Source organism: Brevundimonas sp., assembly GCF_036400995.1.
Lineage (GTDB): Bacteria > Pseudomonadota > Alphaproteobacteria > Caulobacterales > Caulobacteraceae > Brevundimonas.
Genome location: NZ_DASWWG010000094.1, coordinates 1 through 23,218 on the forward strand (window position 1 = coordinate 1; position 23,218 = coordinate 23,218).

General features: G+C 69.6%; 26 protein-coding genes and 2 pseudogenes. 18 read left to right on the forward strand and 10 right to left on the reverse strand.

Annotated elements, in window-relative coordinates:
* A pseudogene (locus VGE03_RS13125) lies at positions 1-225 on the reverse strand (acyl dehydratase); the annotation flags it as partial.
* Between the two features lie 14 nt (positions 226-239).
* Positions 240-1,262, reverse strand: coding sequence for an NADP-dependent oxidoreductase (locus VGE03_RS13130; protein WP_331046920.1), 1,023 nt, complete (start codon positions 1,260-1,262; stop codon positions 240-242).
* Positions 1,263-1,575: 313 nt separating this feature from the next.
* On the opposite strand from VGE03_RS13130, the gene VGE03_RS13135 reads away from it, so the two are divergent.
* The gene (locus VGE03_RS13135) at positions 1,576-1,962 is read left to right on the forward strand and encodes a hypothetical protein (protein ID WP_331046921.1); all 387 of its coding nucleotides are present in this window, start codon (positions 1,576-1,578) and stop codon (positions 1,960-1,962) included.
* Between the two features lie 63 nt (positions 1,963-2,025).
* On the opposite strand, the gene VGE03_RS13140 is transcribed toward VGE03_RS13135, so the two are convergent.
* A complete protein-coding gene (locus VGE03_RS13140) occupies positions 2,026-2,820 on the reverse strand; it encodes a response regulator (RefSeq protein ID WP_331046922.1) in 795 nt (264 codons plus the stop codon).
* A gap of 189 nt (positions 2,821-3,009) precedes the next feature.
* Between VGE03_RS13140 and VGE03_RS13145 the strand changes: the two genes are divergently transcribed.
* From VGE03_RS13145 to VGE03_RS13170, 6 genes are all read left to right on the forward strand, one after another.
* Positions 3,010-3,207, forward strand: a complete 198-nt coding sequence (locus VGE03_RS13145; protein ID WP_331046923.1) for a NepR family anti-sigma factor — start codon at positions 3,010-3,012, stop codon at positions 3,205-3,207.
* Positions 3,204-3,800 (forward strand): sigma-70 family RNA polymerase sigma factor, encoded by a 597-nt coding sequence (locus VGE03_RS13150; RefSeq protein WP_331046924.1) that lies wholly within the window; start codon positions 3,204-3,206, stop codon positions 3,798-3,800. The genes VGE03_RS13145 and VGE03_RS13150 overlap by 4 nt, the downstream gene beginning before the upstream one ends.
* Positions 3,801-3,804: 4 nt before the next feature.
* Positions 3,805-5,574 carry a sensor histidine kinase gene (locus tag VGE03_RS13155; RefSeq protein ID WP_331046925.1) on the forward strand — a complete coding sequence of 590 codons (1,770 nt, stop codon included), beginning with the start codon at positions 3,805-3,807 and terminating at the stop codon, positions 5,572-5,574.
* 36 nt (positions 5,575-5,610) lie between these two features.
* A complete protein-coding gene (locus tag VGE03_RS13160) occupies positions 5,611-5,748 on the forward strand; it encodes an entericidin EcnA/B family protein (protein ID WP_331046926.1) in 138 nt (45 codons plus the stop codon).
* 191 nt (positions 5,749-5,939) lie between these two features.
* Positions 5,940-7,598 carry an MFS transporter gene (locus VGE03_RS13165; RefSeq protein ID WP_331046927.1) on the forward strand — a complete coding sequence of 553 codons (1,659 nt, stop codon included), beginning with the start codon at positions 5,940-5,942 and terminating at the stop codon, positions 7,596-7,598.
* A gap of 37 nt (positions 7,599-7,635) precedes the next feature.
* Positions 7,636-9,087: an NAD-dependent succinate-semialdehyde dehydrogenase gene (locus VGE03_RS13170; RefSeq protein WP_331046928.1), complete on the forward strand. Its 1,452-nt coding sequence runs from the start codon at positions 7,636-7,638 to the stop codon at positions 9,085-9,087.
* Between the two features lie 3 nt (positions 9,088-9,090).
* Here the strand turns inward: VGE03_RS13170 and VGE03_RS13175 are convergent, their stop codons facing one another.
* On the reverse strand, positions 9,091-9,438 hold the full coding sequence (locus tag VGE03_RS13175; RefSeq protein ID WP_331046929.1) for an ArsR/SmtB family transcription factor: 348 nt from the start codon (positions 9,436-9,438) through the stop codon (positions 9,091-9,093).
* A gap of 28 nt (positions 9,439-9,466) precedes the next feature.
* Here VGE03_RS13175 and VGE03_RS13180 point away from each other — a divergent pair, with 28 nt between their 5' ends.
* Positions 9,467-9,946, forward strand: a complete 480-nt coding sequence (locus tag VGE03_RS13180; RefSeq protein ID WP_331046930.1) for an SRPBCC family protein — start codon at positions 9,467-9,469, stop codon at positions 9,944-9,946.
* Here VGE03_RS13180 and VGE03_RS13185 read toward each other — a convergent pair whose 3' ends face one another.
* Positions 9,947-10,423 carry an Lrp/AsnC family transcriptional regulator gene (locus VGE03_RS13185; protein WP_331046931.1) on the reverse strand — a complete coding sequence of 159 codons (477 nt, stop codon included), beginning with the start codon at positions 10,421-10,423 and terminating at the stop codon, positions 9,947-9,949.
* Positions 10,424-10,570: 147 nt separating this feature from the next.
* Here VGE03_RS13185 and ald point away from each other — a divergent pair, with 147 nt between their 5' ends.
* Positions 10,571-11,686 (forward strand): alanine dehydrogenase, encoded by a 1,116-nt coding sequence (ald, locus tag VGE03_RS13190; protein WP_331046932.1) that lies wholly within the window; start codon positions 10,571-10,573, stop codon positions 11,684-11,686.
* Between the two features lie 58 nt (positions 11,687-11,744).
* Here the strand turns inward: ald and VGE03_RS13195 are convergent, their stop codons facing one another.
* Positions 11,745-12,527, reverse strand: coding sequence for a hypothetical protein (locus tag VGE03_RS13195; protein ID WP_331046933.1), 783 nt, complete (start codon positions 12,525-12,527; stop codon positions 11,745-11,747).
* A gap of 172 nt (positions 12,528-12,699) precedes the next feature.
* Between VGE03_RS13195 and obgE the strand changes: the two genes are divergently transcribed.
* Positions 12,700-13,761, forward strand: coding sequence for a GTPase ObgE (gene obgE, locus VGE03_RS13200; RefSeq protein WP_331046934.1), 1,062 nt, complete (start codon positions 12,700-12,702; stop codon positions 13,759-13,761).
* 30 nt (positions 13,762-13,791) lie between these two features.
* On the opposite strand, the gene VGE03_RS13205 is transcribed toward obgE, so the two are convergent.
* Positions 13,792-14,355, reverse strand: a complete 564-nt coding sequence (locus VGE03_RS13205; RefSeq protein WP_331046935.1) for a hypothetical protein — start codon at positions 14,353-14,355, stop codon at positions 13,792-13,794.
* 142 nt (positions 14,356-14,497) lie between these two features.
* On the opposite strand from VGE03_RS13205, the gene VGE03_RS13210 reads away from it, so the two are divergent.
* The 8 genes from VGE03_RS13210 to VGE03_RS13245 all read left to right on the forward strand — a co-directional run bounded on the left by VGE03_RS13210 (position 14,498) and on the right by VGE03_RS13245 (position 22,035).
* The gene (locus VGE03_RS13210; protein ID WP_331046936.1) at positions 14,498-15,172 is read left to right on the forward strand and encodes a nicotinate-nucleotide adenylyltransferase; all 675 of its coding nucleotides are present in this window, start codon (positions 14,498-14,500) and stop codon (positions 15,170-15,172) included.
* Positions 15,173-15,289: 117 nt separating this feature from the next.
* Positions 15,290-15,694 (forward strand): ribosome silencing factor, encoded by a 405-nt coding sequence (gene rsfS, locus VGE03_RS13215; protein WP_331046937.1) that lies wholly within the window; start codon positions 15,290-15,292, stop codon positions 15,692-15,694.
* 15 nt (positions 15,695-15,709) lie between these two features.
* Positions 15,710-16,174, forward strand: coding sequence for a 23S rRNA (pseudouridine(1915)-N(3))-methyltransferase RlmH (gene rlmH / locus VGE03_RS13220; RefSeq protein WP_331046938.1), 465 nt, complete (start codon positions 15,710-15,712; stop codon positions 16,172-16,174).
* Positions 16,175-17,248, forward strand: coding sequence for a murein hydrolase activator EnvC family protein (locus VGE03_RS13225; RefSeq protein WP_331046939.1), 1,074 nt, complete (start codon positions 16,175-16,177; stop codon positions 17,246-17,248).
* Positions 17,249-17,432: 184 nt separating this feature from the next.
* Positions 17,433-18,803, forward strand: a complete 1,371-nt coding sequence (locus VGE03_RS13230) for a S41 family peptidase (protein ID WP_331046940.1) — start codon at positions 17,433-17,435, stop codon at positions 18,801-18,803.
* Between the two features lie 106 nt (positions 18,804-18,909).
* Positions 18,910-20,097 (forward strand): divergent polysaccharide deacetylase family protein, encoded by a 1,188-nt coding sequence (locus VGE03_RS13235; protein WP_331046941.1) that lies wholly within the window; start codon positions 18,910-18,912, stop codon positions 20,095-20,097.
* A 96-nt stretch (positions 20,098-20,193) separates the two neighbouring features.
* Complete coding sequence (locus VGE03_RS13240; protein ID WP_331046942.1) at positions 20,194-20,667, forward strand: RNA pyrophosphohydrolase; 474 nt, start codon at positions 20,194-20,196, stop codon at positions 20,665-20,667.
* Between the two features lie 18 nt (positions 20,668-20,685).
* A complete protein-coding gene (locus VGE03_RS13245) occupies positions 20,686-22,035 on the forward strand; it encodes a hypothetical protein (protein ID WP_331046943.1) in 1,350 nt (449 codons plus the stop codon).
* Here VGE03_RS13245 and VGE03_RS13250 read toward each other — a convergent pair.
* The 3 genes and pseudogenes from VGE03_RS13250 to VGE03_RS13260 all read right to left on the reverse strand — a co-directional run.
* Positions 21,988-22,317, reverse strand: a complete 330-nt coding sequence (locus VGE03_RS13250) for a multidrug efflux SMR transporter (RefSeq protein WP_331046944.1) — start codon at positions 22,315-22,317, stop codon at positions 21,988-21,990. The genes VGE03_RS13245 and VGE03_RS13250 overlap by 48 nt on opposite strands.
* Before the next feature lie 347 nt (positions 22,318-22,664).
* Positions 22,665-22,934, reverse strand: a complete 270-nt coding sequence (locus VGE03_RS13255; protein WP_331046945.1) for an ATP synthase F1 subunit epsilon — start codon at positions 22,932-22,934, stop codon at positions 22,665-22,667.
* A 5-nt stretch (positions 22,935-22,939) separates the two neighbouring features.
* Positions 22,940-23,218: pseudogene (locus tag VGE03_RS13260) on the reverse strand (F0F1 ATP synthase subunit beta); the annotation flags it as partial.

The window sequence follows — 23,218 nt, forward strand, 5'->3', positions numbered from 1 at the left end:
GACCGCCAGCACCTTGGACTGGGCCCAGCCCGAGGACTTGTCGGCGAACAGCCGGCTCCACAGGGCGTAGACCATGGCGTCCGGCGCCCCGTAGGCGACATCCCAGCCCGGGAGAAACCGTTCGACGAACAGCTCCAGGGACGCGCCGTCGACGGCGCAGGCGCCGAGCGGCACCACCTCGCCCACGCCCAGATCCTCGAAATGGACGTGCAGCGGCTCGCTCATGCGTGGGGACTCCGTCAGGCGGCCGGTTCTTCCGACACCCGAACCAGCAGCTTGCCGTCATGGTCGCCGGTGAACAAGCGGTTGAGCGAGTCGAGCGCGCCTTCGAGCCCGTCGTCGACATGCACCTTCCATTTGATGCGGCCGTCGAGCACCATGGGGGCCATGCCGGCCACCATCTCCCGGGCGCGCGGGGCGTAATCGAGCACGAGGAAGCCCTGCAGGTTCAGCCGGTGGGTGATGATCCGGCCGAAGTTCGGCGACGGCGGCATGCGGGTGGCGTTGTAGGCCGAGATCAGCCCGCAGACCGCCATGCGGCCGTGCACCTTCAGCCGGTTGAACACGGCGATCATGATGTCGCCGCCGACGTTCTCGAAATTCATCTCGACCCCGTCCGGGGCCAGCCGGTCCAGCGCGTCGCCGACGTCCTCGTTCTTGTAGTCGATGGCGGCGTCGAAGCCGAGGTCGTCGGTCAGCCAGCGGCACTTGTCCGGTCCGCCGGCGATGCCGATGACGCGCGCCCCGTGGGCCTTGGCCACCTGGCCGGCGATCGACCCGACCGCGCCCGCGGCGGCGGAGATCACCAGCGTCTCGCCGGGCTGCGGCTTCAGCACGTCGGTGACGCCGAACCATGCCGTCATCCCGGTCATGCCGAGCACCGACATGTTGGCGGTCAGCGGCAGGCCGGGCGCGCGGTGCACCCGCGAGGCCTCGCGGGCGGGGATCACGGCGTAGTCCGACCAGCCGCCGGCGGCCGTGGTCACCACGTCTCCCGCCGCGAAGCGATCCGAGCGGCTCTCCTCGACCACGCCGAGGGTCAGGCCGCGCATCACGCCGCCCAGCGGCACGGGAGGCAGATAACCCTCGGTGTCGTTCATCCAGGTGCGGTTGGTGGGGTCCAGCGACAGGTAGACGGTGCGGACCAGGATCTCGCCCTCGCCGGGCTCGGGCGCCGCGGCCTCGACCAGTTCCAGATCGCCCGGCTTGATCAGTCCCATCGGCCGCTGGCGCAGCACCCATTGACGGTTGGTTCGGGCCATGACGGTCCTCCGGGTTTTCTTTGTGAACCCGCATAGTGGCGCGGCCGGCCGTCCTGTCCAGCGGGGAAACAAAAAAGGCGGACCCGGAGGTCCGCCTGAAGTGGCATCATCGAGAATGAGGTGCGGAGGCGACAGACCGGCTGTGGCCGGTCTCAAGTCGGGGGGGCGTCGCCGCCTCCGCAGCCAGATAACGAGGCGCCGGCCCTGGGGTTCCGGACCGCCCGCGAATTTTTTCGCCTCGCCCGCGAAGCCGGAACGGCGACGCTCGCGGCCCGTTTCCGAAGACACAGCGAACCCAGCCGGGAGGCGATCCATGACCCACGAATCTCCGCACGACCATTCCGCCGACGCGGTCCACGAAGGCCGGCCGGTCGAGGCCCAGTACGTCCGCCAGGGCCGCGGCGGAAAGCGCATCATGATGGTGCTGTTCGGCGGCCTCGCCCTGGTCGTGGTCGCCTTCGCGGTGATCTGGCTCGCGTCGTCCGGGCGACTGGCGCAGACCAACGCCAACGACGGCGACCAGCCGGTCGACGCCGCCGCCTTCCAGGGCGACGCGGCGCGCGACATTCCGGCGGCGGACGCCCCGACCACCGCCACCGGCGAACCGACCTCGCCGCCGACCGGCGACGCGCCCAACGTCAACGCGCCGACCGTCTCCGCCGACCGTCCGGCGACCCCGGTCGAAGGCCAGCCGCAGTAACCGCATAAGAAACGGCCCCGGTCGCGAGACCGGGGCCGATGCTTTCGCTGGCGAGGCGTGCGGTCAGGCCGCTTCCTTCTGACGCGACGGATGGAAGAACAGCGCCTGGCTGATCGCCGCCTTCACCGTCTCCGGCTGGAAGGGCTTGGTGATCAGGAAGGTCGGCTCCGGCCGCTCGCCGGTCAGCAGACGCTCCGGGAAGGCGGTGATGAAGATCACCGGCACGTCGATCCGCTTCAGGATGTCCTTCACCGCGTCGATGCCCGACGACCCGTCGGCCAGCTGGATGTCGGCCAGCACCAGACCCGGACGATGACGGGCGACGGCGTCAACGGCTTCGTCGTGGGTCGTGGCAGTGCCGGTGACGCGATGGCCCAGCTCCTTCACCAGGCTTTCGATATCGGCCGAGATGATCGCCTCGTCCTCGATGATCAGGACGTCGGTGGCGAGCTCGGCGTCGATGTCCGACTGGGCTTCCGAGATCAGGCGTTCAACGTCCAGGGCGTCGGCGTCCAGGATCTGGGCCGCTTCGGACGGGGTGAAGCCTTCGAGGGCGGTCAGCAGGAAGGCCTGGCGCGACTTCGGCGCGATCCGCATCAGACGGCCCGACGGATCGTCGCGCCCCTCGATGCCGCTCTTGTCCTCGAGCTGGGCGCCGGTCGAGGCCCAGATGGCGTGGAAGACGTGATACAGGGCGACCCGCGGCGTCATTTCCGCCGGAAGCTGACGCTCGCCGGCGGCCAGCGCTTCAAGCGCGACGCGGACGTAGTTGTCTCCGGTGGTCTGGTCGCCGGTCAGCGCCCGGGCGTAACGGCGAACATAGGGAAGATGCGGCGCAAGGCGGGCCAGCAGGCTCATACTCGAAGTCCCCGACAGGTTTGCAGTCCCGGAAGCGGGACCGCGGCAGTCACCGGAAACGTATCAAATGAGTCACGGTTCCCGGTCGCGCAAGAAAGCTTGAGCATATTTTGGTTCCCTGACCGGAACCCGATACCCGGCGTGGCGTTTCGGGCTTCTACAATAGCGTCTGGGTGGCGACCTTATTCAATGACAGACAATTCCAACCCCCCGAGGAAACCGGCCAAGGGCGGCGCCGGCCTCGAGGAGGCCCGCCTGCGTCAACAAGCGATCGGCGTGAAGCTGCGGCATATGTTCGACGAGGTGGTGAACGAGCCCGTTCCCGATGAATTCCTGGACATCCTGCGCCGCGCCGATGAGCGCGCCACCGGCGGAGGCGAGGCATGAACGGCGCCCCCAAGCCGCCGTCGGCTGACGACACCGCGTTCAAGAAGGAACTGGTCACCCTGATCCCGCACCTGCGGGCCTTCGCGCGGACCCTGACCGGCGATCCGACCGCCGCCGACGATCTGGCGCAGGACGCCATGATGAAGGCGTGGGACGCCCGCGCCAGCTATCAGATGGGCACCAACATGAAGGCCTGGACCTTCATGATCCTGCGCAACCAGTTCTATTCGGAGAAGCGCCGGTCCTGGCGTCAGTCGCAACTGGACCAGGAAGCCGCCGAGCGGACGCTGGTGGCTGTCGACGACCCGGAATCCCCCGTCGCGCTGGACGAGCTGCGCCTCGCCCTGGCGACCTTGCCGGAAGAGCAGCGCGAGGCCCTGATCCTCGTCGGCGCCGGCGGCTTCGCCTATGAGGAAGCCGCCGACATCTGCCAGTGCGCCGTCGGCACCGTGAAGAGCCGCGTGTCCCGCGCCCGCAAGGCGTTGCAGGCGACGCTGGAGAAGGGCGGCTACGCCCGCGACGGCCGCTCGGCCGGCGACGCCATGCGTTCCATCCTCGCTGACGCCGACCGCCTGAGCAGCGTCCGGAACTGAGGGGGTGGTCCGGTTCGGACGCGCGCTCGGCCGGGGCCTGTCCCAGCCGAAATTCCAGGGCATCCGGTTCCGGCTGGGTGTCGCCCTGGCGCTCGCGCTGTTGCCGATCCTGCTGCTGGGCGCCTTCCAGGCGCAGCAGCAGTTCCGCGCGCAGGATGTGGAGCGTCGGCAGGACCTGCAGCTGGCCGCCGAACGTACGGCCGCCAGCGCCAAGGCGCGACTGGACAGCACCAGCGTCCTGCTTCAGGCCCTGCGCCCCGAAGCGCTAGAGGTCTTCTGCGAACCCCGGCTGACGGCGCTCGTCGATCGGCTGGATGGGCTGGAAGGTCTGGCCCGCGTCACCCCGACCGGACAGACCACCTGCGCGTCCCGGACCCTGACGGACGAAACGCCCCCCTGGCTGGCCGACGCGCGTCGCAGCGCCTGGTTCCAGAGGCTGAGGGCCGGCGAGGACACCGTGCTGGCGCGCGCGCCGGCCATGCCCGGGCAGGCCCCCGGCCTGATCGTCGCCCTGCGTCTGGAGCGCCCGTTGGGCTCCTTCGACGGCGCCATGATCGCCATCATTCCGCTGGCCGCCCTGCAACCCGATGTCGCCGATCCCGCCTTGCCGGAAGGATCGGAGGCCGCCCTGACCGACGCCCAGGGCCGCATACTGACCGCGACGAATCCGCAGGCCTTCGTCCTGGAGGGCGACACGCCGCTGGCCGGCTGGGTCGATCGCGCCCGGGCCGAGGGTTCATCGATCTTCGAGGCGGATTCAAACGGCCGTCACCGGGTCTATGCCGGCGCCGCCCTGGCGGGTCGGGACGTTTACGCCCTGCTGTCGGCCCCAGCCCCCGGCCTGCTGTCCTGGGCCCGGCTCAACCCGGTCGGACTGCTGCTGATGCCCATCGCCGCCTGGCTGGCGGCCTTTGTGTCGGTGATGCTGTTCAGCGAGCGGATCGTGGTGCGCTGGCTGGACTATCTGGAGCGGATCGCCGCCATCTACGCCCGCGGCCGTTTCTCCGTCCGTCCCGTCCAGGCGGTGAACGCCCCCTCCGAAATCCGGGTTCTGGCCCGGACGCTCGACGAATTGGCCGAGACCATCACCACGCGCGACGCCGCCCTGCAGGCGTCCGTGGCGGAGAAGGACGCGCTGATGCGCGAGATCCACCACCGGGTGAAGAACAATCTGCAGATCATCTCTTCCCTGCTGTCGATGCAGCAGCGGGCGCTGACGGACGAACCGGCCAAGGCCGCGGTGGGGGACACCCGCCAGCGCATCGCAGCCCTCGCCCTGATCTACCGGACGCTCTACCAGAGCGACGACCTGCGCTACGCCGACGCCCGCATCTTCCTGACCGAGCTGGTCGGCCAGTTGATCGCCAGCGAAAGCGGGCGCGGCCACCTGGTGACCTCGTCGGTCGAGGCGGACTCGCTGGTGGTCGATCCCGACAAGCTGGCCCCGCTGGCGCTCTGGCTGGTCGAGGCCGTGACCAACGTCCAGAAGCACGCCTTCGCGGGCCGCGGCGGCGATCTGAAGGTGCGCTTCCGGGTCAACGGCGAGACCAGCGTGCTGGAAGTCCAGGACAACGGGCCCGGCGTCGACGAATCCGTCCGCGCGGGCGTCGGCCGCACCCTGATGGGCGCCTTCGCCAAGCAACTGCGGGGCGAGGTCGAGATGGTACCCGCCGACGGCGGCGGCACGATCGCCCGGATGACCTTCGCCACCCCCGAGGCGGTGATCCCCACAGACCCCACGGATCTGGGAACCGGGCCCGAAGCGCGACGTTGATACGGCAACCCTCCCCGGGATTGAAGGAGTAGAACGATGCGCAAGATTTTCATCCTGGTCGCCGCCGCCGCCGCCCTGACCACCGCCGCCTGCAACACCATCTCGGGCGTTGGCCGTGACGCCTCGGCCGCCGGCAACGCCGTGACCGGCGCGGCGGAAGACGCCAAGAACTAAGTCCGTTTTCACGGTTCCCGGCTGCGTTTCCCCCGACGCGCAGACCGGTTGAAGAAGGCCCGCCTGCTCCCCCCCGCCGGCGGGCCTTCGCCTGTCCGGCTCCAGCTTCCGGCTTGCGCGCGGCGCGGCGCCGTCTAGCATCGCCGGATGAGGCGCCCGGAGATGGCGCCCGCGACGCGGGGAGGCGTTGAATGACAGAGGCGGCGGAACACCGGGACGGTCCGGGTCTGAAGACGGTCGTAGGCGCATCGGCGGCCGGGACGGCCTTCGAATGGTACGACTTCTTCGTCTTCGGTTCGCTGGCGACGGTGATCGCCAAACATTTCTTCGCCGACGCCGGCGAGACCGTCAGCTACATCATGGCGCTCCTGACCTTCGGCCTCGGCTTTGTGGTCCGGCCGCTCGGCGCCCTGGTGTTCGGCTGGTTCGGCGACCGCACGGGACGCAAGACCACCTTCCTCGTCACCATCACCATGATGGGTCTGGCCACGGTGGCCATCGGCCTGCTGCCGGACTTCAACACCATCGGCATCGCCGCGCCGATCCTGTTGCTGGTGATGCGCATGCTGCAAGGCTTCGCCCTGGGCGGAGAGTACGGCGGCGCGGCCATCTATGTCGCCGAGCATTCCCCGCAACAGAAGCGCGGCCTGTTGACGGGCTGGATCCAGACCACCGCCGCCATGGGCCTCATCGGCGCCCTGGCCGTGATCCTGATCACCCGCGCGGCCGTCGGCGCCGAGGCCTTTGACGACTGGGGCTGGCGCATCCCGTTCCTGTTGTCCGCCCTGCTGCTGGCGGTGTCGCTGTGGATCCGGCTGAAGCTGAACGAGAGCCCCGCCTACAAGCGGATGGAAGCCGAGGCGGGCGAGAACCGCGCCCCGTATCGCGAGGCCTTCCTGCAGTGGAAGAACGGCCGCTTCGTCCTGATCGCCCTGTTCGGCATCATGATCGCCCAGGGGGCGGTCTGGTACTGCGGGTATTTCTACACGCGCTTCTTCATGGAGAAGGTGCTCAAGGTCGACACCAACACGGTCGACCAACTGGTGCTGATGGTCACCGTGGCCTCGGCCTTCCTGTACATCTTCTTCGGCTGGCTGTCGGATCGCGTGGGCCGCAAACCGGTCATGCTGTTCGGGATGATCCTGGCCCTGGTCGCCTTCTTCCCCGGCTTCCACGCCCTGACCCGGGCCGCCAATCCGGCGCTCGCCGAGGCCCAGATCTCGGCTCCGGTGACGGTCGCCGCCGATCCGGCCGACTGCAACCTGCTGTTCGACCCCATCGGCAAGGCCGTCTTCTCGAGCTCGTGCGACATCGCCCGCATCGCCCTGTCGAACGCCGGCGTGCCCTATGAGACGGTCAAGGCGCCGTCGGGCGCCCCGACAGTGATCCGCGTCGGCGGCGCCGAGGTCGCCTCGGTGGAGGGTGCCGGCCTGGCCCCCGCCGCCCTGAAGGCCGCCCGCACCGATGTCGAGACCCGCGCCCGCGCCGCCCTGACCGCCGCCGGCTATCCGGAAAAGGCCGATCCGGCGCGGATCAACATGCCCCTGACCTTCGCCATCCTGATGATCTTCATGGTCGCGGCCTGCGCCCTGTACGGCCCGCAGGCGGCGGCGCTGGTCGAGCTGTTCCCGACCCGGGTGCGCTACACGGCGATGAGCCTGCCCTACAACATCGGCACCGGCTGGGTCGGCGGGCTTCTGCCGGCCGCCAGCTTCGCCCTGGTGGCGGCGTCGGGGAATATCTACTTCGGGCTCTGGTATGCGGTCGCCTTCACGGTCGTGGCCGTCGTCGTCAGCCTGCTGTGGCTGCCGGAGACGCGCGGACGCGACCTGGACACGATCGGCGACTGATGCGTTCCCCCGTTCCTCCCCGAACCGGACAAGACCGATGACCCAATCTCCCCGCGACGCCGGACTGAAGCTCCTGCGCGAACACGCCTTCATCGCCGGAGAGGCCGTGACGGGTTCCGCCCGCATCGCCGTCGATGATCCCGCCACCGGGGAGATCATCGGCCACATCCCCGATCTGGGCGTCGCGGAGGCGGAACAGGCCATCGCGGCGGCGGTCGAGGCCTTTCCCGACTGGTCCCGGGCAGACCCGCACAGGCGCGCCGCCTTCCTGCGTGAGTGGGCGCGTCTGATCGACGAGAACACAGAGGGTCTGGGCGCCCTGATGGCGCTGGAGAACGGCAAGCCGTTCGAGGAGGCCAAGGGCGAGGTCGCCTACGCCAACGGCTTCATCAAATGGTTCGCCGGCCAGGCAGAGCGGCTGATCGGGGAAACCCAGGACAGCCCGCTGGGCCACGTCATCCTGACCTTCCGCGAGGCGGTCGGCCCCTGCGCCCTGATCACGCCCTGGAACTTCCCGGCGGCCATGCTGACCCGCAAGCTGGGTCCGGCCTTCGCAGCCGGCTGCACCGCCGTGGTCAAGCCGGCCAGCCAGACGCCGTTCACCGCCCTGGCGCTGGCGGAACTGGCCTACAAGGGCGGCCTGCCCAAGGGCGCGCTGAGCGTGATCACCGGCGATGCGGCGACCATCGGCGGAGTGCTGACCACCTCCCCCGATATCCGCAAACTGAGCTTCACCGGCTCGACGCCAGTGGGTCGCAAACTGGCCGAACAGTGCGCCCCGACCCTGAAACGGGTGTCGATGGAGCTGGGCGGCGCCGCGCCCCTGATCGTCTTCGCCGACGCCGACCTGGACCTGGCGGTAGCCGAGACCATCAAGGGCAAGTTCCGCAACTCGGGCCAGACCTGCGTCTGCCCGAACCGGGTCTATGTCGAGGCGTCGGTCGCGGAGGCGTACGCGACGAAGCTGGCCGCCGAGGTCGCCAAGATTCCGGTCGGGCCCGCCTTCGAGACCGGGGTGAAGGTCGGCCCTCTGATCGAGGACAAGGCGCTGGCGAAGGTCGAGGATCATCTGGCCAAGGTGCAGGCGACGGGCGGTCGGGTGCTGACCGGCGGCGTGCGCCATGCCCTGGGCGGCCGCTTCTTCCAGCCGACCGTGACCTTGGGCGGCGACGACAGGCTGTTCCGCGAGGAAGAGACCTTCGGCCCGCTGATCCCGGTCTTCCCGTTCGACACCGAGGAGGAGGTTCTGGGCAAGGCCAACGACAGCGAGTTCGGCCTGGCCTCCTATCTGTTCACCCGCGATCTGGACCGCGCCTTCCGCATCGGCCGCCAGATCGAGGCGGGCATGTGCGGGGTGAACACCGGCCTGATCTCGACCGCCGTGGCGCCCTTCGGCGGCGTGAAGTCCTCAGGCTACGGCAAGGAGGGCTCGGTCCACGGCATCGACGAGTACGTGGACATCAAGGCCGTGACCCTGGCCCTGAAATAGGCGTCAGGCCCCGCCCTCCAGATCGGTCTTCAGCCGGTCCAGCACGTCGACGGCCCGCGCCGCATGGGGGCCGATCCAGCGATCGTGCACCTGCTTGATCGGAAGGGGATTGAGGTGGTTCCACCGTTCGCGCCCCTTGCGCTGGACGATGATCAGGTCAGCGCCCTCCAGCACCTTGAGATGCTGCATGACTGTGCAGCGATCCAGCGGCTGAAACCGTTCGCACAGGGCTCCGGTCGTCTGCGGCGCGTCCTTCAGCGCGTCCAGCATCGCGCGGCGCACACCAGCCGACAAAGCCTTGAAAACCCGGTCCTGATTCGCCTCGGTTGACATGTTATAAGAATATAACATTATAGATCACGGACAAGGAGCAAGACCGATGGAACTGAAGTTCAAGGTGTCCGGCCGTATCGCCCGCCCGGTCGAGGAGGTGTTCGAGGCCGTCGCCGATCCGACGAAGCTGTCCGCCTATTTCACCACCGGCGGGGCCGTCGGGCGGATGGAGACCGGCAGAACCGTGCAATGGGACTTCGCCGACTTCCCCGGCGCCTTCCCGGTCGAAATCGTCGAGGTCGAACCGAACCGGCGCATCGTCCTGCGCTGGGAAGCCAACGAGGGCCCGCCGGAGAACGGCGAGGCGACGGCGGGCGCCGCCTACATGACGACTGTCGTCTTCACCTTCGAACCGCTGGACGACGGTCGGCGGACGCTGGTGACGATCGAGGAGGGCGGCTGGCGCGAAACGCCGGGCGGCCTGAAGGCGGCCTTCGGCAACTGCCAGGGCTGGTCCCAGATGCTGGCCGCCCTGAAGATCTGGGTCGAGCACGGCATCAATCTGCGCGAGGGCTTCTACGTCTGATCAGACCGGCAGCGCGCCCCGCTTCACCACCGTCCGCATGGCGACGCTGGAGGAGACGCGGGTGACGCCCGGGATGCGGGTCAGTTCGCGCGAGTGAACCCGCTCCAGATCATCGACGTCGCGCACCACCAGCCGCAGCAGATAGTCCGAGCCGCCGGTCATCAAATAGCACTCCACCACCTCCGGCACCGTCGCGATGGCGGTCTCGAAGGCGGTCAGGGCGCTCTCCGCCTGGGACGACAGGGTGACGGTCACGAAGACGCTGATCGGCAGGCCGACGGCGCGCTCGTTGATGATGGCGGCGTAGCGGCTGATGACCTCGGCGCTCTCGAGCGCGCGCAGGCGACGCAGGCAGGCGCTCTCGGACAGGTTCACCGCCCGGGCCAGATCGGCGTTGGTCATGCGCCCGTCGCCCTGTAGGGCGCGAAGCATCTTTCGATCCGTCTCATCGAGAGCGACAGCGGAAACCGTCTTCATTAAAGGCCTCACTCGCAGATTCTGCGACTGTACGGCGTTCACACAGCAAAAAGAACAGGAACCTGCGCGGCGACCGTCGCTAGATTGCGCGCGAAACGCGGCCGCCGCAGAGTGAGCCCGTCACCGGTTCAGGCAAGGAAACACCCCATGCGCGTCGGCGTCCCCAAGGAAATCAAGAAGAACGAGCACCGCATCGGCCTGACGCCGACCGCCGTGCGCGAATATGTGGCCCACGGCCACGCGGTCTCGATCGAGAAGGGCGCCGGCCTCGGCGCCGGCTTCACCGACGCCGACTACGTCAAGGCGGGCGCGAAGATCGTCGACACCGCCGCCGAAATCTTCGCGGCCAACGACATGATCGTGAAGGTGAAGGAGCCGCAGAAGGTCGAGTGGGAGATGCTCCGCGAAGACCAGATCCTGTTCACCTACCTGCACCTGGCCCCCGATCCCGAGCAGACCAAGGGCCTGATCGCGTCGAAATGCGCCGCCGTGGCCTATGAGACCGTGACCGACGTGCGCGGCGGCCTGCCGCTGCTGGCCCCGATGTCGGAAGTCGCCGGCCGGATCGCCGTCTTCTCGGCCGCCGAGACCCTGCTGAAGCACAACGGCGGCATGGGCCTGCTGTTCTGCGGCGTCCCGGGCGTGGCCCCGGCCCGCGTTCTGGTGCTGGGCGGCGGCGTCGTCGGCCTGAACGCGGCCCGCATGGCCATGGGCCTGGGCGCCGAGGTGGTCGTGCTGGAACGCTCGATCCCGCGCATGGCCTACATCGACGAAGTCACCAACGGCCGCGTCATCACCCGCTACTCCTCGATCGGTGCGATCGAGGAAGAACTGGTCAAGGCCGACGTCGTCATCGGCGCCGTCCTGGTGCCGGGCGCCGAGGCGCCGAAGCTGGTCAAGAAGGACCAGCTGAAGTCGATGAAGCCGGGCTCGGTCCTGATCGACGTCGCCATCGACCAGGGCGGCTGCTTCGAGACCAGCCACGCCACGACCCACGAGGATCCGACCTACGTCATCGACGGCGTCGTCCACTACTGCGTCGCCAACATGCCGGGCGCCGCACCGCGCACCTCGTCGGAAGCCCTGAACAACGCCACCCTGCCCTTCGGCCTGGCGCTGGCGGACAAGGGTCTGGACGCACTGAAGGACAACGCGCACCTCGCGCGCGGCCTGAACGTGCTGAAGGGCGAACTGACCTACCCGGCCGTCGCCGAGGCGCTGAACATGCCGTGGAGCGATCCGTACGGCGTCTGGGCCAAGTAAGGTTCAGGCGAACAACAAGCGGGCGGGATCGGAAGCGGTCCCGCCCTTTTCGTATCCGTCAGATCAGCAGCGACACCAGTCCGCCGCCGAGGTCCGCCCCGGCCTGCTGGATCGCCTTGTCCAGATCCGCGGCCGCCTCGTCCAGCGCCCGGGCCTCATGCGGCGACAGGGCGTCGTCCTCGCCGGCCTTCGCCTTCTCGGTGGCCTGACGGATCAGGCCCTTGAGCTCGGCGGCCATGCGGCGGACGTCGGCCATCAGCTCGCCGTCCGCCCGCTTCTCGCCGTTGCGCCGGGACATCTCGGCGGCCTGCGCCTTTTGTTCGTCGATGGCCTGTTGATAGGGGTTCGACGACTTCGCCTCGTCGCCCGTAGCCGTCTTTCCGTCCGCCGCGCCATCCTGAGAGGGCGCGGTTTCGGCGTTCGGGGTTTGAGCTGAAGCGACACCCTGGGCGGCTTCCGTCGCAGCCGCCTCTCCCGACGCCGCAGGCGCGACGCCCGTCGCGCTCATCCCTGACGCATTGCCGCCCGCCGCCGCATAGGCCTTGACCGCCTGCCCCAGTTCCCGCGCCAGCTGGGCCGCCAGCCGGGCGATCCCCTCGGGATCCATGCCGGCCATGGACCGCAACATCTGCAGCCGCGCCTTCAGTCGCTCGATGGTCTGGCGCGCCGCCGCCTTGCGGGACTCGGAGGCTTCGTCGCTGCGCGCCTTCAGGGCGTCCGAAGCCGCCCGGGCCTCGCGCAGCTTCGCCTCCTGAGCCGCCGCCAGCCGCTTCTCACGCGCCTCCGTCGACGCCTTCGACGGCGTCAGCAGGCTCATCAGGCTGGAAGCGTCGATCTTCACAGGCCGGAAGGGTGGGCTGAGCCGCGGGTTTGGGCAAGGCCGCCCCTCCGGCGGACCCGGCCTGTAAATCGCCGCTCTCTTGCGCTATAGCCCCGGCGCTCAAGCAGCGAGCGACCGTCCGTCATCCCCGCGGAAGCGGGGACGCGAGCGGTAGCGCCAAAGAAATCCCGCGATGAAGTTTCTCGACCAGGCCAAGATCTATATCCGCAGCGGCAACGGCGGCGGCGGAGCCGTCTCCTTCCGGCGCGAGAAATTCATCCCGAACGGCGGGCCGGACGGCGGTGACGGCGGTCACGGCGGCAACGTCTGGATTACGGCCGTCGACGGCCTGAACACCCTGATCGACTATCGCTACCAGCAGCATTTCAAGGCCCAGACCGGCCACCACGGCCAGGGTCGCCAGATGCACGGCGGCAAGGGCGAGGACGTGATCCTGAAGGTCCCGGTCGGCACCCAGGTGCTGGACGAGGACAAGGAGACGGTCCTGCTGGACATGGATCGCGCCGGCATGACCGAGATGCTGCTGAAGGGCGGCAACGGCGGCTGGGGCAACACCCGGTTCAAGGGGCCGCAGAACCAGGCGCCGACCTACGCCAACCCCGGTCAGGAAGGTCAGGAGCGCTGGATCTGGCTGCGCCTGAAGCTGATCGCCGACATCGGCCTGGCGGGCCTGCCGAACGCGGGCAAGTCGACCTTCCTGTCGGCGGCCAGCGCGGCCAAGCCCAAGATCGCCGACTATCCGTTCACGACCCTGGCGCCGAACCTCGGCATGGTGGACCTGAGCCCGACCGAGCGGTTCGTGATCGCTGACATTCCCGGCCTGATCGAGGGCGCTTCGGAAGGCGCGGGTCTGGGCACCCGCTTCCTCGGCCACGTCGAACGCTCGGCCTCGCTGATCCACCTGATCGACGGGACGCAGGAGGATGTGGTCGAGGCCTGGCGCATCATCCGCGGCGAGCTGGACGCCTACGGCGCCGGACTGGCCGACAAGACCGAACTGCTGGCGCTGAACAAGATCGACGCCCTGTCCGAGGAAGAGCGCGAGGAGAAGGCCGCCGCCCTGAAGGCCGCGTCCGGCAAGACGCCCTACCTGGTCTCGGGCGTCTCGGGCGAGGGCGTGAAGGAGCTGCTGCGCGCCGCCTGGAACGAGGTCCGCAAGACCCGCGGGGAACTGTCGCGCGTCGATGACGAGGACGAGGGCGTCGTCGAAACGCCCGGCGGCTGGCAGCCCTAGGGACCGCCGCCGATTTCACCGGCTGAGGCGTCAGCCGACGCGGGTCCACTGCATGATCCAGTTCCAGCCCCACGTCGTCCCGCCGTCGCGGGATGCACCCTGACGCCAGCGACAGCCGGCGGCGGTGATCTGGTCCCAGCATCCGCGGTACAGGACCGCGCCTTGCTCATCCGTGTCGGCGCTGTCGAAATTGCCCACGCCGTCCACGAACCGGCCCGGCGTTCCGGCCGATCCCGGAACCCCGGCTTTGGCGTTCATCCAGTAGTCCAGCCAGACCCCGTTCGCGGCGTCCAGGGTGCGCAGACCCATGCCGCTGAAGTCGCGGGCGGGAATGCGAAGCTCCTCGACACTGGCGACGCCGCCGAGGATCGACCAGCAGGTCGCCTCGCCCTCGAACTCGTCCCAATCGCCCGGCCCCTTCAGCCTGCGGTTCAGGATGCGCCATTCGCCGGAGAGGAAGTCGAACTCGCCCGGCCGGGCCGGAGCCGGCGACTGGCCGGTGGCCTTCGCCGCCGTGAGCACGGGCGCCACGGCGAGCCCGGCGGCGGTCTTCAGAACCGCCCGGCGCGCGGGGCGAAGCGATGCGTCTGTCATGAAATCCTCCCTGAGGAGGAGCAGATTGCGCCGGGGCTGCCGCCACCCTGCTGTCAGCATCGGCGGCCATCGACGAAACTGAGGCGACACGGACGATCCGGCGTGTTAGGGCGCGGGTGAGCATAAGTCGCGCGAGCCCGCCTTGTCCTTCTTCCACGCCGGTCCCGCGCCGCAAAAGCCCGGCCCTCGCCGAGGGGCGCTGCGCGACGGCCTGGACCTGACGCCCGGCATGACCGTCGGGCTGTTCGGCGGCTCGTTCAATCCGGCCCATGACGGACACGCCCACGTCGCGGAGACCGCCCTGCGCCGGCTGGGGCTGGACCGCGTCGTCTGGCTGGTCTCGCCGCAGAATCCGCTGAAGGACGCCCGCGACAGCGCGCCTCTGGACGAACGCATGGCCTCGGCCGCCGGCGCCGCGAAGCTGGCCGCCAGCGGGCCCTCGATGATCATCTCGGACGTCGAGACCCGGATGGGCACCCAGTGGACCATCGACACCCTCCGGGCGCTGGTCGCGCGTCATCCGGGCGTGCGGTTCGTCTGGCTGATGGGGTCCGACAATCTGGCCAGCTTCCACAGATGGCGCGGCTGGACCGACATCATGCGGCTGATGCCGATGGCGGTGATCGCCCGCCCCGGCTCGCTGCTGGACAGCCGGACCGCCCCGGCGGCCACCCGTTTCGCCGCCGCGCGGGTCCCGTCGGAGAAGGCGCGACTGCTGCCGCTGATGGAGGCTCCGGCCTGGACCTATCTGACCGCGCCGCTGAACCCGCGGTCCTCCACGGCCCTGCGCGCGGCAGCCAAAGGCCGAGGTGCGTGACGCCCGGCGGGGTTTGTGCTAGGCTGCCGCTTTAGTAACCACCCCCGGAGCCCTCCGCTGACCCCCTCTACCGCGTATGACGCGCAAGACGACGCCGTTTCCAACACGGCGCACGAGATGGACGAGATCGACCCCGTCCGCTCCGAAGATGGTCAGGATGCGCCCCTCCCCATCGGTGTGACCGAACTCGAGAACGCCATTCTGGCCAAGCTCGACGAGGACAAGGCCCAGGACATCGTCCTGATCGACCTGCGCGGCAAGAGCCCCATGTCGGACGCCATGATCGTGGCCTCGGGCCGCTCGCACCGTCACGTCGGCGCCCTCGCCGACCACCTGCAGCGCCTGCTGAAGGAAATGGGTCTGGGCCGGGTGAAGGTCTCGGGCCTGCCGCACTGCGACTGGGTCCTGCTGGACGCCGGTGACGTCATCGTTCACCTGTTCCGCCCGGAAGTGCGCAGCTTCTACAACATCGAGAAGATCTGGTCGGTCGACAGCGGCCACCGCACCGACAGCCGCGCCTGATCGGCTGAGCCTCCCATGAAGCTGGGCGTCATCGCGATCGGCAAGCCGGGGCGCGGGCCTGAAGCCGTGCTCGCCGACGACTACGCCCAGCGCGCCACCCTGGCGGGCCGGGCGTTGGGGCTCGGGCCGCTGGAGCTGATCGATCTGGAGCCGCGCAAGGCGGGCAAGGCCCCCGAGGCCGAGCTGATCCTCAAGGCCGCCGAGGGCGCGCACCTGATCGCCTGCGACGAACGCGGCAAGACCTACTCCAGCCGCGCCTTCGCCGAGCACATCGCCATGCTGCGCGACCGCGGCGAGCGGCGGCTGGTCTTCGCCATCGGCGGCGCGGACGGGCTGGACGCCGGTGTGCGGGCGGCGGCCGCCTCGACCCTCGCCTTCGGACCCCAGACCTGGCCCCACGCCCTGGCCCGCGCGATGCTGGCGGAACAGCTGTACCGGGCCGTGACCATTCTGGCCGGATCGCCCTATCATCGGGACTGAATGCGTCCCCTTGTCCTTCTCCTGCTGGCGAGCCTGATCGCCCTGCCGGTCGCGGCCGCCGCGCCGCAGGAGCGAAGCGAGGTCGCGCGCCTGCAGGCGGAGTATCGCGATGAACTGGCGCGCGCGCGCCGGCTGAGGGCCGAGGCCGAGGAGGCCGCCGCCGAGATCGCCGACCTGGAGCGCCAGCTGTCCCGGCTGACCGCCGCCGTCGACGCCGACGACCAGGTGATCGCGGCCCAGCGCGCCCGGCTGCGCGAGCTGGGACAGCGCGAGGCGGCGCTGGCGGCGAAGCTGTCCGCGGCCCGTGGGCGCCAGGCGCGGTTGCTGTCGGCCCTGCAGATGATGAGCCGCAAGCCGCCTCCGCCCCTGCTGGTGCCGTCCGACGAGGCGGTGGACGCGGTCCGCGCCAGCATCCTGATGCGCGCCATCGCGCCGGAGCTGCGCGCCCGGACGCAGGCGCTCGTGGCCGAACAGACCGAACTGACCCGCATCCGGCGGCTGGCGGCCCTGAACAGCGAGCGGCTGTTCACGACCGAGAGCGCGCGCGGCGACCGACGCGGCGAGATCGAGGGCCTGAGCGCCCGAAAGGCGGCGTTGCGGTCGGTTCTGCGGGCCGAGGCGGCGCAGGCCGAGCGGGCCGGCCGCGCGCTGGAGGCCCGGCTGCGAACCCTCGGCGCCGCCGTGCCCGTCCCCGAGACAGACGCCCCGGCTGCGGTCGCCCGGCTGCCCGCAGGCCGGAACCGCCTGACCCCGCCCGTCACCGGCGCGCCTTCCACCCGTTTCGGACGCGGCTCGGCCGGCTGGCGCTGGCGCACGGACCGCGATGAGGCCCGCGCCCCCGCCGCCGGTCAGGTGGTGTTCGCCGGCCCCCTGTCCGGCTGGGGCGAGGTGGTGATCATCGACCTGGGCCCGGGCTGGCGCGCGGTGATCGCCGGCATGGAGGAGCTTTCGGTGACGACCGGCGCCCGTGTCGCCGACGGGCAGACGCTGGGCCGCACTGGAACGGATGGCGAGGTCTGGTTCCAGCTGCGCCGCGACGAACGCGCCATCGACCCGGCGCCCTGGCTGGACTGACCGCCGGATCGGGCTTTCGCGCCACACCGTGAAACGCACCGCGCCTTTCCCGCGAATCCGCTTCCCAACTCGCGATGACGCTGATTTTATTGGCCGCATCCGGAGCGGCCACGATTTCGTCGCTGTCCGGGCCCTGACTGCCGCCCACAAGGCCGCTTCCCCGGCCCGCTGAAGAAGAAGACGAATGCGCAAGCTGCTGATGATCGGCGCCGCCGCCGCCACCGTTGTCGGTCTGGGGGCCGCGACCGCCGCCGGGCAGACGCCGCGCAACGAAGCCTTCCGCATGATCAGCCTCTTCGGCGACGTGCTGGGCATCGTCGAGCAGGCCTATGTGGTGCCGGTCGACGACAAGAAGCTGGTCGAGGCCGCCCTGCAGGGCATGATGACGGCCCTCGACCCCCACTCCAACTATCTTCCGCCCGAAGGCTACGGCGAGCTGCGCGAGCGGACCGAGGGCCAGTATTCGGGCGTGGGCCTGACCATCTCGTCGGAAGGCGGGCTGGTGAAGATCATCTCGCCGATGGACGGCGGCCCCGCCGCCCGCGCAGGGGTCAACGCCGGCGACGTCATCTCGGCCATCGACGGCCAGAGCGCCTCGGGCCTGACGGTCAGCCAGGTCTCGGACAAGCTGCGTGGCGCCGTGGGCACCTCGGTCAAGGTCACCTTCCTGCGCGACAGCGAGGAGCCGCGCGAGGTCACCCTGACCCGCGAGATCATCCGCATCGACTCGGTCACCGGCCGCGTCGAGGGCGAGTTCGGCTACCTGCGTATCTCGACCTTCAACGAGAACACCGGCCGCGAGCTGACCGACACCATCAACCGCCTGAAGCGCGAGAACCCCGCGCTCAAGGGCTTCGTGCTGGACCTGCGTAACAACGGCGGCGGCCTGCTGGATGCGGCCATTTCAGTCTCCGACGCCTTCCTGGAGCGCGGCGAGATCGTCAGCCAGCGCGGCCGCAAGCCCGATCAGATCATGCGCTACGCCGCCCGCCCGGGCGACCTGACCGGCGGCCTGCCGCTGGTGGTGCTGATCAACTACGGCTCGGCCTCGGCGTCGGAGATCGTCGCCGGCGCCCTGAAGGATCACGAGCGCGCGACGATCGTCGGCCTGACCAGCTTCGGCAAGGGCTCGGTCCAGACGGTCATCCCGCTGCGCAACGGCGCCGACGGCGCCCTGTCGATCACCACGGCCCGCTACTTCACCCCCTCGGGCGCCTCGATCCAAAAGATCGGCATCGAGCCGGATCTGGAAGTGGCCCGCTCGGAGGCCGAGGCGCGGATCGTGTCGCGTTCCAGCTTCATCTATTCGGAAGCCGCCTACGCCACGGCGCTGGACGCCTCGATCGGCGCCGAGCGCAAGGGTTCGCACGTCCCGCACGAGGCCCCGGGCGAATCCTACGACAAGGACAAGGACTACCAGCTGGAGCGCGCCTTCGACGTGCTGCGGGCGCGCGGCGACCTGACCCGCCTGGCCGCCGCGCCGGAAGGCATCGTCATCACCGCGCCGGGTACGGTCCTGGCCGACAACGGATCGACGGAAAGCCCGGGCGAATAAGGCCTTGCATGGCTAATGCGCCGTTAGGGTTTCTTAACCGGCGCCCGGCAATGTGAGCCTTGAAGGGGTCCGTCAGGGCCCCGCCCCTCGAGCGCGCTCACCGTCCATGTTCGCCAAGCGTCAGTCCGCCCTCGCCGCCACCGCCGGAGCTCCGCCGGTGAAGGTCCCGTTGCGCGATCGCCTCGCGCCGGTCGGCCGCATCCTGAAGAAGCCGCCGGTCGCCGTGACCGCCGCCGGCCTCCTGCTGCTGGGCGCCGCCGGACTGTTCATCACCGTCCTCGGCGATCCGCGCGCCGGCGCTCCGTCGGCCAGCGCCACCCTGCATCGCCAGGCCGAGGCCGGCGCTCCGGCGCCCTCGGGCATGGAAGCCTTCTCCATGGGCGCCTACCAGGACCTGACCGGCGACGGCTCGCTGGACCCGGCCCTGATGGGACAGGCCGTGATCACCCTGCCGGACGGCGCCAGCGTGTCCGGCGACGGCGCGGCGGTGAGCGCCCCCCGCATTCCGGCCCAGCCCCTGACGGCCGCCCCTATCGCCGCCCTCCACCAGCCGGGCCCGGACGGCCAGCTGCCGCGCATCGCGCCGGACGGCCGCGTGCCGGCCCAGGCCTACGCCCGCCCGTTCCGCTCGAACGGCAAGCCGCGCGTATCGGTCGTCGTCGGCGGCTTGGGCCTGAACGCCGTGACCACGCGCGCCGCCATCGAACGCCTGCCCCCGGAAGTCACCCTGAGCTTCGTCCCCTATGCCGAGGGCCTTCAGGGCTGGATCGACGCCGCCCGCGCCCAGGGTCATGAGGTGATGATCGAGATGCCGATGGAGCCGACCGGCTACCCGGCCAACGACCCCGGCCCCTACACCCTGCTGGCCTCCGCCGAGCCGGCCGAGGTCGAAGCGAAGATGAACTGGCTGCTCAGCCGCGCCACCGGCTATTTCGCCGTGACCAACTATCTGGGCGATCGCTTCCAGACCTCGGACGACGGCATGAACGCCTTCATGGGCGTGCTGCGCGGCCGCGGCGTGGCCTTCATCGACGACGGCTCCATGAGCCGCCGCCCCGGCGCCTGGGCCCGCGCCAGCGCCAACCGTGTCATCGACGAGGAACAGTCCCCCGCCGCCATCATCGGCCAGCTGAACGCGCTGGAAGCCCTGGCCAAGGCCCGCGGTCAGGCCATGGGCGCCGGCTTCAGCTACCCGGTGACGGTCGAGGCCGTCGCCCGCTGGACCGCCGGTCTCGACGCCCGCGGCCTGCAACTGGCGCCGGCGTCGGCGATGACGCAGCGGCCGGGGCGCTGACGCGCAGGGATTAGGGACTAGGGACTAGGGATTAGATCGCCGCATACCGGCCCAACCCTCTTCCTAATCCCTAGTCCCTAGTCCCTAATCCCTCCCATGACAGATCTCTCCCGCTACCGCCCCAACGTCGGCGTCGTGCTGTTCCACCCGGACGGGCGGGTCTGGTACGGACGGCGCGCCGGGACGCCGGGGCCGTATAATTGGCAGTTCCCGCAGGGCGGCGTGGACGAGGGCGAGGACTATCTGACCGCCGCCCGCCGCGAACTGGCCGAGGAGACGGGCGTCACCTCCGCCGACCTGATCGGCGAGATCAGCGACTGGGTCGCCTATGACTTCCCCGAGGGCTACGGCGGCTCGAAGCAGGCGCGCGGCTGGGCCGGACAGAAGCAGAAATGGTTCGCCTTCCGCTTCACCGGCGAGGAGGCCGAGATCGACCTCGAACAACACGACGAGATCGAGTTCGACGCCTGGCGTTGGGGCCGCTTGGACGAAGCGCCCGACCTGATCGTGCCGTTCAAGCGCGCGGCGTATCAGGTGGTCGTTGCGACGTTTGCACCACTGGTGGTGTGATCAAACAACCCTTTTGGGTTGTGTCATCTCTCACATAACGACATTCTCCCGAAGTGCGGGAGGGCGATCGCCATGGGAGTTTCTTTCACCGCGTCAGGCGGATCGGCAAAGTTCGACATCTTCGATAACGGCCTGGCGTTGCTGGCGCTTCACAGCGCGTGCCTGGGGCTCGCCTTCACAGCCGCCGAGAAGGAAGGAATCTCCAGCACCTTCAACATCGTCCTGATGATTGCCGGCTTCTCTTGCGGCGCTGTTCTATCCGTTCTCGCCGCCTACTATGGCGTGCTGAACAGTCAGGCGCTCGGCCCGGTGCTGACGGGGGCCACGCCTGCCGCTTCGCCGAAGTCGAAGCGGATTCCCAAGGCCGAAGCGGCGCCGACCGGCGTCGAGCCGCCCTGGGCGACCCAGACCGGGACCGTTCGGGCCGGCTGGCGGCCGACCGAGGGGCAGGCGCACTGGCTTGTAATCGGGGCTGTGTTTCTGGCGCTTGCCTGCGTCGGAACCGCCGTCGACCGCAGCACGACGGCGGGCGCGGTCGCCGCTGTGGAAGCCCGGCGCGACAGTCAGATAAGCGCCGCTGTTCGCAGCACCGATCCATCGGTCCGGCTGGCCGCCCGGATCCGGGCATTCGAGAACGTGCCGGTCGAGGCCGACCGTCCTGTGGAGATCGAGGCGGAGGAAGCGAAGCGCGCGTGGCGAGGGCATCTGGTCTTTGTCCTCGCCGTCCTTGTACTTGCCCCGATCCCGTTCGCCTGGAGGGGGCCACACCGCGCCTTGAAGAGCGCGCGAGGGCTTCTGGTCCTCGGTTCCTTGCTGTCCTTCGTTCTGGCGATCGGGGGAGCTCTGGTGCCCCTCGCCGCGCAGGCGGTTGAAACGGGCCTCGAAAGGGCCGCCGCTCCCGTGACGCCGCCGGGCGCGCCCGGCACCCCGGGCGGCGCCCCACTGCCCCCGGCGGCGGTGGTCGTTCACGTACCGGGACAAACTCCTGTTCAACCGGGCGATCCGGCCCTCGTCGAAAACCTCAATGCGATGGAACAGCGACTGGGGGACCGGATCGACGCCATCGCGAACCGCCCCCTGCCGCAAGCCAACCCGGCTCCGCCCGTCGGCCGGGACGGCCGGGATGGTCGGGACGGCGCCCAAGGCGAGCAGGGGCCGAAAGGCGCGCAGGGCGAGCGGGGTACGGACGGCCTGCCCGGTCAGGACGGCCGCGACGGGGATGACGGCGCCGCGGGGGCCGAGGGCGATATGTGGCGGTGCCGGTTCGCCCTCAGCAATCCCCCCAGCTTCCGGGTCTGCGAGGCGGTGCGTCCCGACGGATCAGTGCGCGCTCCCGCCCGGGGCGAGCCGGAACAGGACCAGCCCTGACACCACCAGCACCGCCGCCAGGATGCGCAGGGGGTTGAGCTGCTCGCCGAGCAGCATCACGCCGACGATGAAGGCGCCGACCGCGCCGATGCCGGTCCACATGACGTAGGCCGTGCCCATGGGCAGGGTCTTCATCGAGAAGGACAGCAGGGCGAAGCTGACGCCCATGAAGCCGAGCGTGGCGATGCTGGGCCACAGGCGGGTGAAGCCGTGCGACTGCTTCATGAAGTACGCCCAGACGATTTCCAGGACGCCGGCGATGAGAAGAGAAATCCAGGCCATCGGAATACGGCCCTCCTTGCAAAGGGCCGGGCCGTCCCGGACTTGGTCCGCTTTCGCGGAGCGAGGACGTGGCCTCGTCTTGCAGGGGCTATCTAGGACGGGGGAGCGGCGGGCTCAAGGGGCAGCGGCGCTTGTTGCTGGAAGGCCGGTGGGCGTGACGTGGCTAGGGGCCAGTGGCTTGATGCCGCCGGCGTAGCGGCAGGACGATACCCACCGCTTCCGGCGGCGAACCGCTAATCACTAGCCACTTGCAGCCCCCCTCGATCCGCCCGTTGCGCACCCCACAAAGCAAAGCTCCCGGCCAGCGGAGCTGACCGGGAGCGAAGCGGGATGCAGTTTGCGTCCGATCAGGCCGCGGCGACTTCCGAGGCCTGCTCGGCCAGGATGGTCAGACCGGCCGGGGTGACGTCGGCGAAGCCGCCGTGCACCTCGAACTGACGACGCGACGACCCGTCGATGATGGTCACCACGCCTTCGCGCAGGGCCGTCATGAAGGGCGCGTGATTAGCCAGGACGCCGAAGTCGCCCTCGACGCCCGGCGCGTCAACCTGGTCCACGAGGCCCGAGAAGACCTCGCGTTCCGGCGAGACGAGAGAGAAGTTCAGCTTGTCGGCCATGTCGATCAGGCTTCCGAAGCCATCTTCTCGGCCTTGGCGACGGCCTCGTCGATGTTGCCGACCATGTAGAAGGCGGCTTCCGGCAGGTGGTCGTACTCACCGGCCACGATGCCCTTGAACGAGCGGATCGTGTCGGCCAGTTCGACGAACTTGCCCGGCGAGTTGGTGAACTGCTCGGCCACGAAGAACGGCTGCGACAGGAAGCGCTGGATCTTGCGGGCGCGGGCCACGACCAGCTTGTCCTCTTCCGACAGCTCGTCCATGCCCAGGATGGCGATGATGTC